We start from the raw sequence: 17,049 nt of genomic DNA on the forward strand, positions 1-17,049 counted from the left end.
GAAGAAGCGCTGGCAGCACGAGCGATTCAAGCTGCCGGTTCCACCCGAGCCAAAGATAGATGAGGTCTGTGCGGAGGTGCTGGAAGCGTACAACCGAATCAGCCGGGGGCGGCAGTACATCGGCATGATCGGCGCCCCCGCAGCGCTCTCTCATCGCGATATCGACGCCTATCTCCAGAGGTTTCCCACTGCAATCCCCCGCGAGGAAGTAGAGGAAGCCGTCCTCGCCCTCGATGATGAGTTCCGTGCTCAATGGGCAGCGGAGAACGAGAAGAAGGAGCAGAAGGACTGACCTGGCTCCAGATGAAAAGCAAAAGCCCCGAGCGTTCGCAGCGCCCGGGGCTTTTTGTTTCCACCCCTTGGAAGGACAAGGAGCAGAACATACGTGGATTTTAACGTTAACCGAGAGGTGCGCAAAGTGTTTGAGCTTCTCGCTTCTAACCAGAGCCTGCGCAGGCTGGCCTGGGGCTTTTGGTTCGTCGCGATGGTGTGGGCGCTCCCGCCACTGGTCGCGGCCATCCGCTGGTGGTGAAGGCGCCATGACGAAGGAGAAGACAATGCACGCCGAGCTAGAGGAAAGCGTCATTCGAATGGCAGCGATGCTGAAGAGTGGCGCCTGGGGTCCCATGAACCTCACCGGCCCCGCGGCTGATCTGCACGAGGAAATCACCCGGCTGCACATGGACCTGGAAGAGGTTGCGGCCGAGCGGGATGGGCTGACAAAGCCAGATTAAATCTGGCCAGTGATTTCGAAGATTCGCTGACGCCCCTTTGGCGTCAGATGCTCAGAGCCGGTGAATCGCAATCTATACCTGCCGCTCGTCATCTTGGTGACGATGCAGTTGATGAGTCCGTCGGCGGCTAGTTGGTGGGCCGCTTCGTAGTCGAGCGATTGCATGAATTCGACATGCTGATCCGGTGAGTAGCTGTCGAACTGCAGGAGCGTTTCATCGAGCCGGTCTTGGCGTGGATTGTGAATCGTAACGGACATGGCCTCATCCTTGGTTGCGGCTAGTTGTTTGGCGAGCTGAGCATCTTCAGCAAGATTTCCAACAGCTTCTCCAGTTCCGCCCGGCTTTCCGGCCTAGACATGCGATTGGCCCAGGCCTTGGCGGCCTCATCTGTCGTTGAGAATCCCATTTCCCGCAGATCGCCGCCGAAGCCTGAGTCGTTCGGTATCTGGGTTTTCCTGAAGCTCTCTTCCAGGCGAGCGACTAGCTCGGCGTTGACCGAGCGGCGATTGGCATCTGCGGAGGCCTTGAGCTGCTCATACAGCGGGTATGGCAGCCTGAATTGTGAGCGGTAGATTTCATCCATGTCACTAGGTTGACACTACGGAAAGTGGTTCGTATAGTGACTGAGTGTCACTAGTCGGAGGCTGAAATGAAGCAGATGACCAGAACCCAGGTCAGGATTCCGAGCGACCTGATGGACTGGGTAAAGCAGCAGGCGAAAGAGCAGAACCGCTCCATGAACAGCCAGTTGGTGGAGCTCCTGTCGCAACTGAAGCGGCAGGCGGCCTGATGGCCAGAAACGAAGAAGCCCCAGGTGCTGGAACACCTAGGGCTTCGGGTGTGAAAACTTTGGAAGGAGTTCACGAGATGAATGCTACCGCAATTTCAGTAGAAAACAACGTCCAGAGCGAGACGGAGCAGGCCGTGCCTGTCTTTGTTGGCACTCTCAGGGACGAAAAGGCGCAGTTGGTGGATGCGCGCTCGCTGCATCGCTTTCTTTCAGTGGATGCGCGCTTCAACGACTGGGCTACTCGGCGCATTGCCGAATACGGCTTCCAGGATGGGGAGGACTTTTACTCATTTCTGAGTAAAAGCTCCGGTGGACGTCCGAGCCGCGAATACCACATCACCCTGGACATGGCCAAGGAACTGTCGATGGTGGAGCGCAACGACAAGGGACGCCAGGCGCGCCGTTACTTCATCGCTTGCGAGAAGCGCCTGCAGCAGATCGCCCCGCAAGATGTCGCCACCATCCGCGGCCAGACCATCGGCACCGACGGCTTCCATTGCCTCGCTGCCGTCCTGGATGGAAAGCTTCGCCTGCTGAAGGGCGGCGCCAAGCGTGCGGCGAAGAACCACATCTGGCAACAGGTGCATCGGGCGTTCAGCGTGGTGCGCGCCGAGGACATCCCGGCAGAGCAGTTGGACAGCGCTCGGAACTTCATCGCCTCGTACAGCGTGAAGGAAGGGGAGTGGTTGCCGAGGCAGGAAAAGCCCGGCGCCTTCGTGCTGGATCAATACGCAGCGCGGTACGTTGACAACCTCATCCACTACACCTATTGGGTGTGCTACCGCTGGGATCAGGGTATTGGCAGCGCGGTGAAGGCTTTGAACCCGAAGTTCCACGCCCAAACCTGGGAGTTCTTCCGGGAGATGCAGAATAGTGCGGAGATGTTCGAGAGAGCGGCGCCAGAGCTGGTTGCATATTTTCGCAACCGCGAAGGGAGTGCATTACGTCCGCAGGACTGCATCGCCAAGGGCTGCCCGGTAGGTCATCCGGCCGACTGATCGACATCGTAAAGTCCAAAACCCAGCCCAGGCTGGGTTTTGGTGCTGGTGGCATGGTAGATTCTGCGCCTCAATGGAATGGAGGCGCTATGCGAATTCTAATCACTCTTATCATCGCATCAATATTAACCGCATGTGCCTCACAAGGCGGCGTAGCAGGAAAAAATCAAATATATGCGCCATTTGCTGAAGTTAAGAGTCCTTCCTCGCTAAGAGCTATAAGCCCTGCCGAACTGATATCCATTGCTAAATCGCTCGGAGGGGCGCAAGGTAAATTTGAAACCAATGAGGCATATTTCAAAAGGGTTGGAAAAGTCGGCGATTTTGAAGTGTGCAAAAAGATATCTGATGCAAATCTGAAGTTTGATCAGGCAACCGGGATGACCAGTTATAATGAGTATCTATATGATGCTCAGATAGCGGGATATCGTGACTCCCCTTCCGATATTGTCTCTAATGTTGATGTTTTAATTCCCGCGGTTGACGTCGCTTTTAACTCGGAAAAGGTAGGGCAATATGAAGGTCAGAATGCATTTGGAGCTACCGCCTCGGTAGAGGTTTTTAGCGCGGATAGCGTTCATCTGGTTTTTGATCCTATACCAAAAAAACCTCTTCTGTTTTTGAATCCATTCCTGTTTTCTGATCCCTGGAGTGGAGCAAAAGATGGAAATTATTCAATATGTATAACGTCAGTTCCTGTTGCTCCGTACTACATGGAATCTGTCAGGGGTGGGAGCCCTACGCTATCCAATCCGAATGATGGTGTCGTTTACCACCGCTTTTTTAGGGTGAAAATCGCCGGGATGAGTATCGTTGACTCTCAAGGGAAAGTGGTTCCTGTCCGCGTTGGAATAAGCCCTGGCGCAATGTAGCCAAGAGAATTTTTATAAACCCGCTTCGGCGGGTTTTTTATTGGCCGGAGAAAAATATGGCGGATGAAAGTCGCCTCAGCATAACCATTGACTCGCGTGGTGCTGAGAAGAATGCCGACAACCTCAGCGATGCCCTGGATCGCGTAGAGGAGAGCGGGAACGAGGCCTCTGCCAGCACCTCTCGGCTGAGCGAAGTAACGCTGAAGCTCGGCTCGAACATGAGCAAGGCCGCAGCCGCCACGGTGGCTTCGCTTTCTCGCATCGAGAGTGCAACCGTATCCACCAGTGCTCAGCTGACGGCTCTTGTCTCGCGCTCTGTCGCGCTTGAGAGCGCCATGACGGCCGTAGGCCAGGGCGTCGGTCGGCTCGACTCCGGGATCACCCAATCGAACGCCCAACTCGGCCAGTTGAACACCCAGATGGCGCATCTGGTCACGACTTTCGGCTCCTTCTCGCAAGGGCAAAGCGCAATCAACGCGCAGCTGACCCGCATCGCCGCGAACATGTCGCAGGCGGCCGATGAGGCACAGAACCTTGACCAGGCGACCAGTCGGGTTGGGCGCAGTTCTCGCTCGACGGAACAGAGCATCGACGAAGAGCGGGCCGGCTTGGTGAAGCTGCTCGGGCAGATCAACCCGACGGTTGCCGCACTTGATCGCCTGGACGCGATGCAGGAGAAGCTCGCCCGATACAAGAAGCTCGGCCTGGTCGATGCGGAAACCGTGGCAGAGGCGAACGCCCGGCTTAAGGCCATGCGTGACGCCTTGAGCGATACGTCCGATGGACTGAATAAAACCGGCCTGTCGGCCAAGCAGATGGCCAACAACCTGCGCATGCTGCCGGCGCAGATCACCGACATCACTGTTGGTCTAGCAAGCGGACAGGCGCCGTTCACGGTCCTGCTGCAGCAGGGCGGCCAGCTCAAGGATATGTTCGGCGGCATAGGTCCTGCTGCGAAGGCGGTGGGCGGCTATGTTGCTGGGTTGGTCAATCCGTTCACCCTGGCGGCCGCGGCTGTCGGCGCCCTTGGCGTGGCCTATTACCAGGGTTCCGAGGAAACGGAGCGCCTCACGACTGCCATCATTGCGAACGGGAATGCAATTGGATCTAGCGCTGACCAATTGGCAAACTTTGCGCGCCAGGTTGGCGCTGGCGATGCCACGATTGCTGCCGCTTCCGACGCAATCGCGCAGTTGGCTGAGGGCGGTAATCGGCTTACTGGCCTATATCCAAAAATCGCATCTGCTGCTCTTAGTTGGTCCAAGCAGACCGGCCAATCCGTTCAGGACGTAATCGGTAACTTCAATGACTTGGCAAAGAATCCAGCCCAAGCAGTCAAGAAGCTGGACGATCAGTTCAACTTCCTGACCGCTAGTCAGTACGCGAATATTCAGACTCTCCTTGAGCAAAAACGCACCACGGAAGCGGCTACGGTAGCTACGGAGACATTTGCTGATGTCATGGATAGGCGTGCTGGGAATATCAAGGAAAACCTCGGCGACGTTGAGCGAGCATGGCAGGCTATTACCAGGGAAGCCGCCAAGGCCTGGAATGCAATGCTCGATGTTGGGCGCGCCAAGACTCTTGAGCAGCAGCTCGATGATGTGGAGACGAAACTAGCCAATGCACAGAAAGGAATATCCACTAGCGGGAGAGCGAAAAACCAGCTTGGACTTCCAGTCGATAGTGTTTCTACGTTAGAGGCGGAACGTGATCGTCTAAAGATTGCAATTCAGGAACGTAATCTTGGAGTTGAGACGGAGAGACTTAGGGCCGAGGGCGAGGCGCGGTCGAAGAAGTTTATCGATGCTACTAATAGCGCGTACAACTCGACACTTCCGCAAGTTAAAAAGCTTCAGGACCTGCTCGATGACCTCAAAAAACAGCATGATGAGAATGCAAAGAATGGGGCGGTTGATGCGGTAACGGAGACCAAGTACGCGACTGCACGGAAGAACATCGAGCAGCAGATCGCCGACATCAAGGAGCGTGAGGCCAAGAAGAACGCGCCGAAGGGGCAGAACAAGGGCGTTGCCGAGGCGGAAAACACCTTTGCTCGCCTGTATGGCCAGTACGACCCAGCGGCCCAGGCCGCCCGGGCGCTGACCAAAGAGCAGACACAACTCGATCTGGCGCTGAGCAAGGGCAAGATCACCCAGGAAGAGTACGGCAAGGCGCTGGCGCAGGCTTCGATGAACTACTCCGCGGCGATCAAGGGGGCTCAGGGGCTCACCCAGGCCGAACAGTATCGGGCTCAGCTTCAGAAGCAGTTGGACAGCGAGAAATCCCAGTACAGCCTTGAAGCGGCCGGCGTCGGCATGGGCGACCTGCAGTTCGAAAGGATGCAGAAGCGTATCCAGCTCGAGCAGCAAACCAACGACCGCATCAAGCAGCTTAGAACCGAGCTCGCGAATGCGACGACCGCCAAACAGCGGGAGGAACTGCAGAAAGAGATCGATCAGGAAAACGAGTTCTTGCCGAAGAGATTGGCAGCTCTGCAAAACGGATTTGCCCAGTACGACGAGGCAATCAGGAATCCCATCAATGGCTGGACCGCTGCCATCCAGAACTTCGGCGACCAGGCGGCAAACATCGCCGGGCAGGTGCAGAGCACTTTCGAGTCCGCCTTCAATACCATCACCGGAGACATCACCAGCAGCATCATGGAAGGCGGTCTTTCCATGAAAACGTTGGGCAGCATTGGGCAATCGGTGGCGAAGGATGTCATCGAAGGCTTCGTCAAGATTGGAGTTCAGATGCTGGCGAACGCCGCGCTTAGCTCCACGCTGCAGGCTGCCGAGGTGGCCAAGGCCGCCACCACGGGTGGAGCAATTGCAACTGCCATGACGCCCGCCGCCGGTATGGCGTCTATCGCCTCATTTGGCGGTGCGGCAGCGGCCGGCCTTGCTGCCATGACTGCGGCGCTGCCAAAGATGTTCTCGCTGATCGGCTTCGCGGATGGCGGTTTCGTGAGCGGCCCTGGCACATCTCGCTCCGACAGCATCCCGGCTATGCTGAGCAACGGAGAGTTCGTGGTGAATGCTGCCGCCACGCGCCGTAACCGCGCGCTGCTGGAAGCGATCAACTCCAACGACAGGACGATAACGTCGAGCGGATCGTCCGCCGGATCGGCTCCTGTAGGGGGTTACAACGTCGACATTTACAACTACGGCCCGACTCCAGTTGAAACAAACATGGGAGATGACGGGCGCCTGAAGGTGATCATCAGGGCGGTTGAGGATCACCTGACCAACAGCATCTACTCCGGCACTGGCAAAATGAACGGGGCTGTGGAATCGGCCTATGGACTGAAGAGGAGGGGCGGCTGATGGCTGAGAACATCCAGTACCCATCCCAGCTGCCGCCGCCGCTACAGGACAGCTACGGCCTGACCACGGCGGACCCGAAGCTGAGCACCACGCTGGTAACTGGTCGCGTGAGAGAGCGCCGCCGGTTCACCACGGTGCCGACGACGGTTAGCGTCCGCTGGAACATGGACCAGACGCAAGCCTCCTACTTCGAGACCTGGTTCCGGGAAATCCTGGTGGACGGTTCGCTGTGGTTCGATGCTCCGCTGAAGACGCCATTGGGGTTCGAACTGTACAGCTGCCGAATCCGCGGCATGTACTCCGGGCCGACGCTGGTGCAGGTCAACCGCTGGGAGTTCACGGCCACGCTGGAACTGAAGAAGCGTCCGATGATGCCGGACGGGTGGGTTAACTTCCCGGACCTCTGGTTCAACATGAACCTGGTAGACCTTGCCGTGAACAGGGAATGGCCTGAAGCATGACGATCCTTGAGCGTGTGTATGCCTCTGGTGGTCCGGAGGTGGCGATTGCCACCCTGGAACTGTCCTGTGACGCCTGGGCGGATTCGCTGTTCCTGTGCCAGGGGTTTGAGGATCAGGTGTTCACCACCGAGGACGCCAGGACGGTGACCTTCCAGGCTGCCGGCATCGACGTGGCGATTCCGAAGCGGGACAACTCCGGCGCGCAGGAAGTTGGCTTCGCCATCGACAACGTGACCGGGGAAGCTCAGCAGCGAATCGATGCCGCACTGGATGCTGGCGCGAAGATTTTCTTGACGCTGCGCATCTTCCTCGACACCGACCGCAGTGGACCTGCAGAGCCGCCCTACCGGATGGTCGTGAAGAGCGGAAAGTGCTCGGCGGCCACTCTTGAGGTGACGGCCGGGTACTACGACCTGATCAATACCGCATGGCCGCGGGACGTGTACACCACGACCTTCGCGCCTGGCCTCAAGTACATCGGCTGATCCATGTTCGACAGATACCTGACGGCCACCTACGTCGAAGGTGGTCGCGCCTGGCCGCACGTGGATTGCTGGGGGCTGGTGATTCTCGCGCGCTGCGAACTGTTCGGGCTGCCGCGTTTGAGCGACTTCGGCGCAGTCACCCGGCACACGCCGGTCGACATGCAGCGCGCCTACCGTGCCGAGGTGGAACGCGCCCTGGTCGAGTGTCGTCCTGGGCCTGGAGTAATCGCTGCCGCCATGCGCGGGGTGATGTGCATCCACGTCGGCCTGGTGGTGGAGAAGGAAGGCCGCCTGCGCGTGCTGGAGATCAACCCTCGCTCCACCCCGTCCCTCCCGCTCCTCGAAGATTTCGAGGCGCGCTACCTGCGAGTGATCTACTACCGTGATCGAGATCTATCCGTCGCGCCTTGAGGGCGAGCCGCTGGAGCGGCACCCGATCATCCGGCCGGTGACCATCCGTGACTGGCTGGTGGCCAACGTGCCGAGCTTCGGCGACCGTGAGGTGCATCCGATCAGCATCGGCCTGATCCCTGCGGAATTCGCCTGCCGGTCCGACCTGACCGAACGCCAGATCAACGCGGAAGAGCGCGTGGTCCCAGCGGAGGACTGGGCGGACACGCTGCTACAGCCGCAGGACACGCTCCGCATCTACATCGAGCCTAGGGGCACCGATCCGTTCACCATCACCGTCGCGCTGTTCAAGGGCGCGCAGTCGGTGTTCAGGTCGTTCATGCCGAAGATACCGGGTGTTTCTTCGGTTCCTGGTTCTGGCGAGTCGCTGACCGATTCCAATGCAGATGCGAACAAGGTCAAGCTGGGCGATGTGATCCCCGAGTTGGCTGGGAATCCGAAGCGTTACCCGGACTATCTCGTGCCGCCAAGGAAGTATTTCGCCGGCCCCCGTGAACAGTGGATGGAAGTGCTGCTGTGTGTCGGGAAAGGTGAGTACCAAATTCCAGCCAGTTCGGTGCTGATCGGCGATACCGCGCTGCTCGCCCTGGGCGCCGATGCGCGTTACACCATCTACGGTCCAGGTGAGGACCTGTCTGCCGAGACCGGAGCCGAGTGGTGGCACACCGCGACGGAAGTGGGAGCTACTTCCACCGGTACGGCCGGCCTGGAGCTGACGGTGGCCACCGACGTAACGCAATCGCCCACCGCGAGCGCGTACCAGTTCAGCGGATTCACGATCACCATCCCGACCGGCCAGGGCTCCTTCCCCGAGGACTGGGAGGAAGGTCAGGTAATCCGGGTGATCGCACCCTACAGCTACACGGTCACCGATGGGACGCCGCGCGACGTGATCACCGGCCCGCTCGGTATGCTCAATGCCGAACCGGGTGATGAGATCGAGGTAGTGGGCGTCAACGGCGGTTTCTACACGGTCGAAGACTTCGATGTCTCCACAGGGATGACGCTGGACTACGAGTGGGGCGATCCGGCTGACCAACTGGCGCTGGGTACTGGCCTGGCTACCATCGGGCCGAAGGGACTGCTCTACCGCATCGTGACGATCAGCGAAGACCTGCAGGTCATCACCGTCGAGCGCCTGGACTCCAGTGGTTCCACCGATACTGGCTGGCCTGGGTTCGATGCCATGACCAGTTCGTCGGCGGTCATCAGCCTGGACCTGAGCGGTTCCGAGGGCGGTTACCGCGGGCCGTTCCCAGCCTGCCCGGAGTACGAGAAGACCTCTCTCATTGAGGTTGACGTGTTCATGCCGGAAGGCCTCTGTGGTGTGGGCCGGGAAGGGCAGTTCTACCAAATCAGTGTCTTCTACGACGTGGAGTGGAGGGATATGGCTGTCGGCGGCGCCTGGACCGTGGTCAGCTTCAGCCATGCGGGGAACTCACTCGACCAGCAGGGGTTCACCGACCAGATCGCGCTGCCCTATGCCATGCGTCCCGAGGTTCGCATCCGCAAGGTATTCGTCAACCAAGGTGGTAATTCGACGAGCGAGTACCGCGATACCGCGCAATGGTATGGGCTGCGCGCCAAGATGCAGGGGAAAACCAGCTACGCCGGAGTCACCACTATCGCGGTCAAGGTAAGGTCCTCTGACCGCATCTCCTCGATGACGGACAACAAGATATCGATGAGGCCGGTGCGCATCTTGCCAACGCGCAGTGGTGGGGCGTGGACAAGCCCGCAACCAACTCGCGACATCGTGCCCTGGGTGGCCTATGTCGCGAAGTCCATCGGGTACACCGATGCGGACCTGGACTTGGCCCAGCTCGATGCCCTGGATGCCATCTGGAAGTCCAGGGGAGACACCTACGACATCGCGATCACCGATGCCGGGACGGTAAAGAGCAACATCGAGGATGCATTGGACGCTGGATTCGCCGAGCTGACGATTAAGCGCGGCAAGATCTCACCCGTGCGCGACCAGCCGCGGTCGTCGTTCGATCACATGTACACGCCGCAGAACATGACCGAGGCGCTGGTACGGAGCTTCACCGCTCCAGGGCCTGACGATTATGACGGCGTGGATGTTGAGTACACCGACCGCGACACCTGGGAAACGGCAACAGTCGAATGCCGCATCGCCGGCGATGTTGGAAGGAAAGTCGAGAAGATCAAGGCGCCGGGCGTCATCGACCGAGACCGCGCGTATCGAATTGGCATGCGGCGCCGGATGGTGCAGCTATACCGCCGCTGGGATTACACCTGGTCGACGGAACTGGATGCGCTCAACAGCGATTATCTCAGCTACTGCGTAGTGGCAGACGACGTGCCTGGGTACGCGCAGAGCGCGCTACTGCTGTCGTATCAGATTTTGTCCGGCGGGGTGGTTCAGTTGGAATCCAGCGAGCCGCTGGACTGGTCATCCACTGCCCCGCACGTCGTGGCGGTGCGCCGGCCTGATGGAACTGTTTCTGGTCCTTACGTTGCGACACGGCTGGATGACTACACGCTCACCATCCCATCCCTGGACTTCACCCCGGATGTCTCGTGGGATATCGAGCCACCGCACCTGCTGTTCGGCTCCTTCTTCCGTTGGGCTTATCCGGTTCTGATCACCTCAATCGAGCCCGACAGCAATGTTGGCGCCTCGGTATCCGCTGTGAACTACGACTCGCGCATCTATCAATACGACGACGCGACCGCCCCATAACAACCGAACAACCTCCCTGAACCCGCCACCTGGCGGGTTTTTGCATTCTGGAGCACACGCATGGCTTACACGCCTTTCAATACCGGTAACCCGATTGGCACCTGGGGCTCAGTCGATCCACGCGATCTGGTGGACAACGCGGCCATTCTTGACCGGTGGGTGAATGACCAGACGATCACCCAATGGCGCGATAGATTTGGCGTGCAGCGTCTGACCTGGAACGGCATGGAGATCGCCTTCCAGCAGGCTCAGGATGATCGGCAGGATGCTTTCGACGCCGAGCAAGCCGAGCATCAGGCCGATTTCGATGCCGCCCAAGTGCAGCGCGAGTCGGAATTCAATGCGTTCCTGCTGGCATCCGGATATCAATTCATCGGCGATTACGACACCGATGGCCCGCTGACCATCACCCAGGTCAATCAGATTTTCAGTAAGGACGGCGAGTTCTGGCGCGCCGGCGCCGCACTGACGCTGCCTTACACCACGGTGAATGATTGGGAGATCGACGAAGCAAACTTTGTGTCGGTCGGCGATGCGGCATTGCGCCAAGAGTTGGCCGAGGATGATGGCGCAAACAAGGTTGGTTGGTCTCGCCATTCGCTTTCCAGCGCGATCTCCAATGTCCATCAGGCCCTGGATGGTCTGGAACTCAACCTGTGGGAATTTGCCGGGTTCATCACCAGCAAACCCACTGCAGACCCGGCGACCTGGGACTGGAGTCCGGCCATCAACGCGGCGAATGCGGTGATTACCTCACTCTCACCAAACGGTGGTGCCATCTTTGCGCCGCGTGGCAGCTATGGTCTTGGTTCGACGGCTGTCATCAACGGGCTCGGCCGCGTGCTAAAAGGCGAAGGCGTACACGCTACAACCTTCGTCGCCTTGCATACCGGCGATGTGATCAACTTCACGGAATCCAGCTATTGCACCATCAAGGAGCTGAAGGTCATCGGTACCGCTGGCGCCACGCAGAAAGGCGTGTTCTTTCCATATCGCACCGATATCGGCGTCACCCTGCAAAACCGCATTCTCGATGTGCAGGTTGAGAAATGCGCGCACGGTATCTATCTGGAAAACCCGGTGCACTGCTCGGTTGAGCGGGCGCGCACGCTGGATGACAACGTGCTGTCGGGCCTCACCTCGCAGTTCGTGGCTGGAGTCGGCGCTGGCCAGGGTGGCACCAACCTCAACCTGCGCTCCTGCTGGTTCCAATGCGCTGTCACGGGGGAGGCCTGCGCGATCTTCTCCAACTGGCAACCGGTAATCGATGGCTGTCAATTCGAACGCGGACGGACAGGCCTGCATTTGCGTTCCGTTCCGGGTGCCACCATCCTCTCGCCGCAGTTCGAAGACAACGGCCAGCACATGCTACTGGAAGGCTGCACCAATCCGATTGTCCTCACGCCGACGCTAGACAGCGCCTCGACTCCGGATATTGGTATTACGATTCAGTCCATCATTAATATCGACGGCGGATCTGGCGCCAAGATATATGGTATCCGCTCGATCAACGACAGCGCCGCGCACATCGATTTCCTAGTAAGGTTCCTGAATGCCTCGTTCGGTACCTTCCCGACCGACGTATTGATCGATGGGTACGCGTCGGATTCTGGTAAGGGCTTCTCCGGCTCGGCCAGTGTGACCCGGCTGCAGCTGAAGCGGGCTGGAGCGAACTCCATGTTGGGACAAACCCTAACAAGCATGCGGATACAGCTCGATGTACTTTCTACGGCACCTTCTGACCCAAGAGTAGGGGAAGAATTTCTGGCGGACGGCGTCGGTTGGAATCCAGTAACGGGGGTAGGGCAAAGGTCATCTACTCCGGCTCTGGCATATACACGAAAGTCGTCAACTTTTAATTTGAAAAGGGGTATATGGCATTCAAAGTAGACACCACGTACAAAGGAATTCCCCTGCAGGGAACTTACGCAAAAGTTGTTTATCTCGCCATATCGGACGATAAGCCCAGCCAGTCCTTTGCTGTTATGTTCCAGGTAACACAAGGAGATGAGGCATTCACAATTATTCCTTATTTTGGCCAATACATATTGGACGGGCCAAACGCATTCATTCAGGCATACGAATACCTGCGAACTCTTCCAGAGTTTTCGGAAGGATCGACTGCTAACTAGTTTCTGATAAAGGCCCGCCCAGTGCGTAATGCTGTTCACTTAAGCGGAACAGCATTACGCACTGGGCGGGCTTTTTCATTTCTGGAGAGTCCATGGAACTGATCAATATCCGCCACTCGATCATCGAGCCGGCGCTGTCGCTGCTGCCTGCGCGGATGAACAGTCCCCATGCCCTGGCGATGCTGCTGGGCATTGGCCTGCAGGAGTCGCATTTCGAATACCGCCGCCAGCTCGGCAACGGGCCCGCACGGGGCCTGTGGCAGATGGAACGCGGCGGCGGCGTGCATGGCGTGCTCCGGCATGAGGCCTCGGCGAAGCTCGCCGCCGGCATCTGTGCCCAGCGCGGCGTTGAGCCGACCGACCAAGCTGTATGGGCCGCGCTCGAGCGCGACGACATCCTGGCCGCGGCGCTGGCACGCTTGCTGCTCTGGACCGATCCGCAGCCGCTCCCCGCGCTGGGTGACACCGCCGGCAGTTGGGCCCTCTACGCCCGCGTCTGGCGCCCTGGCCGGCCCCGCCCCGCGGAGTGGCCGGCGAACTACCTGCGAGCTGTGGGAGCTGCAGCATGAGCGAGCTTCTCGCGAAACCGCTGGCCCTGGTGCTGGCCGCGCTGCTGCTGGTCACCGTCGGCGCCGGTCTGGGCGTGTGGCTAGCCGCCGGGCACTACCGACCTCAGCTCGATCAGGCCGCCAAGGACCTGGCCGCCTGCCGCGCCGCTCGGGGCAACCTCGAGGCACTGGTGGGCGACCAGAACGCCGCCATCGCTGGCCTGGCCAACCAGGCCGAGCAGCGGCAGGCGAAGGCGGCCCAGGCCGTGGCCGATGCCCAGCAGCAGGCCGGCCAGCACTTCGCCGCCGCGCAGCGCCTGCAGCAGGAGCGCACCGAGGGTGATCAGTGCGGCGCCACCGAAGTAGTTATTGATCACGAACTGGGGCTTGGCAACTGAGTCTTCAGCAGGAATAGTTCCCACAGGCCGGGGTGCATACGCCTGTCTCCGGCCTCCCACTGCTGCCAGGTTCGCAGGCTGCTGTGCACCAACGCAGCGGCTGCCGTCTGAGATAGGCCGACCGCCTTGCGGGCGGTGAGGATTTCTGCGGGATCAGGAGTAGCGCTGCTCATGCTCGTCCCGGTGCGTGGCTCACGTGCTGGCCAACTGCTTCCTCTGCGCGCACTTCGCTGAGCAGGTCTTCGGCGACCGGATCGGTAGCGCCGCCGCGCTGGCGGTGCGCCTGATACCAACTGATCACAAGACCGGCGACATTGTCCTCGGGGCCGTCGCGCAGCAACTCGACGGGCAGCCCGCTGGCGGCACAGATGCGCTCAATCACAGTCCAGTCAAAACTCACGCTGCCGTCGGTCTCGCGCGCCAGGCGTAGGTCGGAGAAGTCAAGCCCTTCGGGGATCGCCACGCGGGCGATTTGCTGCTGCATGTAGGCCTCCACGGCGCTAGCGATGTAGTCGGTGAGCCGCATGCCTGCGGCCCGTGAGGCGCGAACCCAACGCCCTTTCGTGGCCGCCTGGACTCGCAGGTGAATCAGGGATTCGGTCATGGTTCGGCCCAACGAAAAGCCAGGCAGGAGCCGGGCTTGATGATCAGATGACCCAGTTCCAGGGGCAGCGGTCCCAGGCGTCCATGCAGAAGACGTTGACGTCGTCCTTCAGGCTGCGCGCCGCGTCGTAGTCGGACTCATCATCGATCTCGACGACAACCGAGTAGGTGCTGTCGGCCTCGTTGATCTCGATCTCGGCACCAGGGAAGTTCTCGGCCAGTTCTTCGGCGATCCACTCGCGGTAGCCTTCGGCGTCAGCTTCCGAGCACTCGGCGCCGAAGTTGTAGTGGCTCTGGCCGTTCAGAGTGATCTTGGTGATTGCGGTCATGATGTTGCTCCTATCAGGAAGCCCGGTTCCGCCGGGGCGGTGGTCGGCGTTTACGCCTGCCATGGGTGTAGAATACGCTCAATGAGCGTATTTGCAAATCTTTTTGCGAGGACCACATGCGTTCGATGATTTTGATTTTCGCGGTCGCGCTGGCGGGATGCGCCGGCCAGGTCGAGCCTGAACCGCGCACGGTGCGCGTAGAGGTGCCGGTGGCGGTGCCCTGCCGGGCGCCGGCGGTGCAGGAGCCGAGCTGGGCTACAGCGTCGCTGCAGAAGGGGACAGCCTGCAGACCAAGGTCCGGGCATTGCTGGCAGAGCGGCAGCAGCACCTGGGCTACGAGGCGCTGCTGCGCGCCGCGGTGCAGGCCTGCCAGTAGGGCTGCGATCTGTCTAAAATTAACTCATCACTCGCCGAACTATGCGGCTTTCAGAGGGCCTATCTCGCGATTTTGTTTTGGACAGAGCCTGACTATTAGTCAGGCCCTGAGCGGCCTGGAGCTTGCTTCTTCCGCTACTGTTGCATCATCGGGGTATGCGCGGATAGATCGATTTTTTCGTGCTGCATCAAGTAGTTACGCTTACGGTCTCTAGTTTGTGGGGCAGCATTGGGGCAATTTTGTGGATGTTCTGCATGCCCTTCCAGATGCGGTTTAGCTCGCTGGGCGACTCGTCATCCATCCAGGCCGCATAGACTTTCACCAGCATCGTGAAATCCTTATGCCCCATCTGTTTGGCGATAAACGCAAGGTTACCATGCGCGGTTAGGCACCAGCAGGCATAGGTGTGGCGCGTCTGGTAGGGGCGGCGAGGGCGAATACCGGCGCGCCGCTGGATGTTGTGCCACTTCGAGTTCCAGGATGTGGGCCTGAACCAGGGATTCACTTTCTTCCTCGTTGCCTGCAGCAGCGGCGAAATCAGCGGGGTGACGTTGTCCACCCGCGACTCGTGCCGGTTGATCTGAACCGTGACTGCGTGCTGTGGAGCCGGGCTGGGAATGTCGAGCAGGATCCGGCAGGCTTCCAGCGCGGGCGGGAGCAGGAGTATCGTTCGCGCCTTCCCAGTCTTGGGGACCTTGAAGGTTCCGCTGTTCGTGATCGAGCGCCGCACTTCGAGTTTTCCGCTTTCCATGTCGATGTCTTCCCTTGCAACCCCGCAAAGCTCCCCAGGCCGCAGACCGGAATAGACGGCGAGTGTGATCGATGCCCCGTCCGCAGGATGCAGGCAGCCCTTCGTCCTCACCAGCTCGTATTCCGAGTAGTTCAGCGGATCGGGCGTTCTGTCGCTGACCTCGAAGCGGCTGCATTCCTCTGCCAGCCCCGGCCGGCAGTACTCATTTTTTTCGCACCAGGCCAGGAAGCCGGCCAGCGCCGCCAGGTAATGGTTGACCGTCGTCAGCTGTCGGCCGGCCAGCAGGTCGACGCGCAGGCGCTGGATGTCTTCCGAGAGAAGGATGCTGGCATACCGTTCCGGCCCAAGCAGGTCAATGCAGATATCCAGGGCCAGGCCGTAGCGGCGCTCGGTCTCATGGGTAATGTCGACCGCCTTGAGTGGTTTGTAGCGGGCGACCAGCACCTTGAGGCGTTCATCGCGAGTCCGGCTGACGTTCTTGGCATGCTTCGAGTCAGGGAAGTGCTTGGCATAATCGAAGGTTCCCTGGCCAATATCGTGGAGGACGGCCTCCCGTTTCCTGACGGCGAACTTGATGTTGGCCTTGGTCACCGGCAGGGACAGGGTTTCGCGGTAGCGATTAAGACGCCAGGTGAACGAGATACGCAGGGACTTCCCGTGAATCTCGACGCCCTCCGGCATCTCCACCTTCTCTTTCACGCCGCGTCCTGTGGGGCGCTCTCCACCCATCTGTCGACCTCCTCGATATTGATGAATACCCGGCCATCGTGACCTTTCCGCCAAATGCGGCCCTGAGCCCAGGTGCCGTTCTTGACCTTGTGGCGAATCGCGTCCTCGGAGTAGCCGGTCAGCTCCGCAGCGCGCTTGATCAATACCCATCGTGGAAGGCTCATTTGCGTCGACCTCCTCGCCGTGGCTTCCGGCCGCCGTGGGCGCAGGCGGTCCAGCCGAACTGAATGCAGGTGTTGCCGTTCTCCGCTGCCAGGGCGTCGATGCGCTCGCCAATGGCGGGCACCAGGTCGACGACCGTGCAGCCGGGAACGGTGATGCTGTGTGTGGTCTTCTCGCCATTCGGGGCGATCATCCAGACGCTTGCGGACCAGGTGACCGGCCGCCGGGGCTGGG

At 59.8% G+C, this 17,049-nt stretch carries 20 protein-coding genes and 1 pseudogene; 14 read left to right on the forward strand and 7 right to left on the reverse strand.

Annotated elements, in window-relative coordinates; genetic code table 11:
• The first annotated feature begins 76 nt into the window (after window positions 1-76).
• Together PKO50_RS05135 and PKO50_RS05140 are read left to right on the forward strand one after the other, a co-directional pair.
• Window positions 77-292, forward strand: a complete 216-nt coding sequence (locus PKO50_RS05135) for a hypothetical protein (protein WP_275629019.1) — start codon at window positions 77-79, stop codon at window positions 290-292.
• A gap of 265 nt (window positions 293-557) precedes the next feature.
• On the forward strand, window positions 558-734 hold the full coding sequence (locus PKO50_RS05140; protein ID WP_275629020.1) for a hypothetical protein: 177 nt from the start codon (window positions 558-560) through the stop codon (window positions 732-734).
• Here PKO50_RS05140 and PKO50_RS05145 read toward each other — a convergent pair.
• Both PKO50_RS05145 and PKO50_RS05150 read right to left on the reverse strand, forming a co-directional pair.
• Entirely contained in the window at window positions 731-991 is a 261-nt protein-coding gene (locus tag PKO50_RS05145; protein ID WP_275629021.1) for a hypothetical protein, read from the reverse strand. The genes PKO50_RS05140 and PKO50_RS05145 overlap by 4 nt on opposite strands.
• 20 nt (window positions 992-1,011) lie before the next feature.
• Window positions 1,012-1,317, reverse strand: a complete 306-nt coding sequence (locus tag PKO50_RS05150; RefSeq protein WP_275629022.1) for an Arc family DNA-binding protein — start codon at window positions 1,315-1,317, stop codon at window positions 1,012-1,014.
• Between the two features lie 66 nt (window positions 1,318-1,383).
• Between PKO50_RS05150 and PKO50_RS05155 the strand changes: the two genes are divergently transcribed.
• The 11 genes from PKO50_RS05155 (at window position 1,384) to PKO50_RS05205 (ending at window position 13,865) form a co-directional block, all read left to right on the forward strand.
• Entirely contained in the window at window positions 1,384-1,524 is a 141-nt protein-coding gene (locus tag PKO50_RS05155) for an Arc family DNA-binding protein (protein WP_275629023.1), read from the forward strand.
• A 77-nt stretch (window positions 1,525-1,601) separates the two neighbouring features.
• A complete protein-coding gene (locus PKO50_RS05160) occupies window positions 1,602-2,522 on the forward strand; it encodes an antA/AntB antirepressor family protein (protein WP_275629024.1) in 921 nt (306 codons plus the stop codon).
• A gap of 89 nt (window positions 2,523-2,611) precedes the next feature.
• Window positions 2,612-3,394 carry a hypothetical protein gene (locus tag PKO50_RS05165; RefSeq protein WP_275629025.1) on the forward strand — a complete coding sequence of 261 codons (783 nt, stop codon included), beginning with the start codon at window positions 2,612-2,614 and terminating at the stop codon, window positions 3,392-3,394.
• 56 nt (window positions 3,395-3,450) lie between these two features.
• Window positions 3,451-6,723, forward strand: a complete 3,273-nt coding sequence (locus PKO50_RS05170) for a phage tail length tape measure family protein (protein ID WP_275629026.1) — start codon at window positions 3,451-3,453, stop codon at window positions 6,721-6,723.
• Window positions 6,723-7,184, forward strand: a complete 462-nt coding sequence (locus PKO50_RS05175; RefSeq protein ID WP_275629027.1) for a transposase — start codon at window positions 6,723-6,725, stop codon at window positions 7,182-7,184. Before PKO50_RS05170 ends, PKO50_RS05175 begins: the two co-directional genes overlap by 1 nt.
• Window positions 7,181-7,669: a DUF1833 family protein gene (locus tag PKO50_RS05180; RefSeq protein ID WP_275629028.1), complete on the forward strand. Its 489-nt coding sequence runs from the start codon at window positions 7,181-7,183 to the stop codon at window positions 7,667-7,669. The genes PKO50_RS05175 and PKO50_RS05180 overlap by 4 nt, the downstream gene beginning before the upstream one ends.
• A 3-nt stretch (window positions 7,670-7,672) precedes the next feature.
• Window positions 7,673-8,080 carry a hypothetical protein gene (locus tag PKO50_RS05185; protein WP_275629029.1) on the forward strand — a complete coding sequence of 136 codons (408 nt, stop codon included), beginning with the start codon at window positions 7,673-7,675 and terminating at the stop codon, window positions 8,078-8,080.
• Complete coding sequence (locus tag PKO50_RS05190; protein ID WP_275629030.1) at window positions 8,052-10,787, forward strand: host specificity factor TipJ family phage tail protein; 2,736 nt, start codon at window positions 8,052-8,054, stop codon at window positions 10,785-10,787. The genes PKO50_RS05185 and PKO50_RS05190 overlap by 29 nt, the downstream gene beginning before the upstream one ends.
• Before the next feature lie 60 nt (window positions 10,788-10,847).
• Window positions 10,848-12,677 (forward strand): hypothetical protein, encoded by a 1,830-nt coding sequence (locus tag PKO50_RS05195; RefSeq protein ID WP_275629031.1) that lies wholly within the window; start codon window positions 10,848-10,850, stop codon window positions 12,675-12,677.
• Between the two features lie 334 nt (window positions 12,678-13,011).
• A complete protein-coding gene (locus PKO50_RS05200; RefSeq protein ID WP_275629032.1) occupies window positions 13,012-13,488 on the forward strand; it encodes a hypothetical protein in 477 nt (158 codons plus the stop codon).
• A complete protein-coding gene (locus PKO50_RS05205) occupies window positions 13,485-13,865 on the forward strand; it encodes a hypothetical protein (RefSeq protein ID WP_275629033.1) in 381 nt (126 codons plus the stop codon). Before PKO50_RS05200 ends, PKO50_RS05205 begins: the two co-directional genes overlap by 4 nt.
• Window positions 13,866-14,034: 169 nt before the next feature.
• Here the strand turns inward: PKO50_RS05205 and PKO50_RS05210 are convergent, their stop codons facing one another.
• Window positions 14,035-14,469, reverse strand: coding sequence for a hypothetical protein (locus PKO50_RS05210; protein ID WP_275629034.1), 435 nt, complete (start codon window positions 14,467-14,469; stop codon window positions 14,035-14,037).
• 43 nt (window positions 14,470-14,512) lie between these two features.
• The gene (locus tag PKO50_RS05215) at window positions 14,513-14,797 is read right to left on the reverse strand and encodes a hypothetical protein (RefSeq protein WP_058070567.1); all 285 of its coding nucleotides are present in this window, start codon (window positions 14,795-14,797) and stop codon (window positions 14,513-14,515) included.
• Between the two features lie 116 nt (window positions 14,798-14,913).
• Between PKO50_RS05215 and PKO50_RS05220 the strand changes: the two are divergent.
• A pseudogene (locus PKO50_RS05220) lies at window positions 14,914-15,173 on the forward strand (hypothetical protein).
• Between the two features lie 187 nt (window positions 15,174-15,360).
• Here PKO50_RS05220 and PKO50_RS05225 read toward each other — a convergent pair.
• Genes PKO50_RS05225 through PKO50_RS05235 form a run of 3 tightly spaced genes read right to left on the reverse strand, consistent with a single transcriptional unit; the run spans window position 15,361 to window position 17,008 of the window.
• Window positions 15,361-16,623: a site-specific integrase gene (locus PKO50_RS05225; RefSeq protein WP_346770494.1), complete on the reverse strand. Its 1,263-nt coding sequence runs from the start codon at window positions 16,621-16,623 to the stop codon at window positions 15,361-15,363.
• Window positions 16,620-16,817, reverse strand: a complete 198-nt coding sequence (locus tag PKO50_RS05230; RefSeq protein WP_064584059.1) for a hypothetical protein — start codon at window positions 16,815-16,817, stop codon at window positions 16,620-16,622. The genes PKO50_RS05225 and PKO50_RS05230 overlap by 4 nt, the downstream gene beginning before the upstream one ends.
• The gene (locus PKO50_RS05235) at window positions 16,814-17,008 is read right to left on the reverse strand and encodes a hypothetical protein (RefSeq protein ID WP_275629036.1); all 195 of its coding nucleotides are present in this window, start codon (window positions 17,006-17,008) and stop codon (window positions 16,814-16,816) included. The genes PKO50_RS05230 and PKO50_RS05235 overlap by 4 nt, the downstream gene beginning before the upstream one ends.
• Window positions 17,009-17,049: the final 41 nt, after the last annotated feature.

Source organism: Pseudomonas sp. 273, assembly GCF_029201425.1.
Classification (GTDB): domain Bacteria; phylum Pseudomonadota; class Gammaproteobacteria; order Pseudomonadales; family Pseudomonadaceae; genus Pseudomonas; species Pseudomonas delhiensis.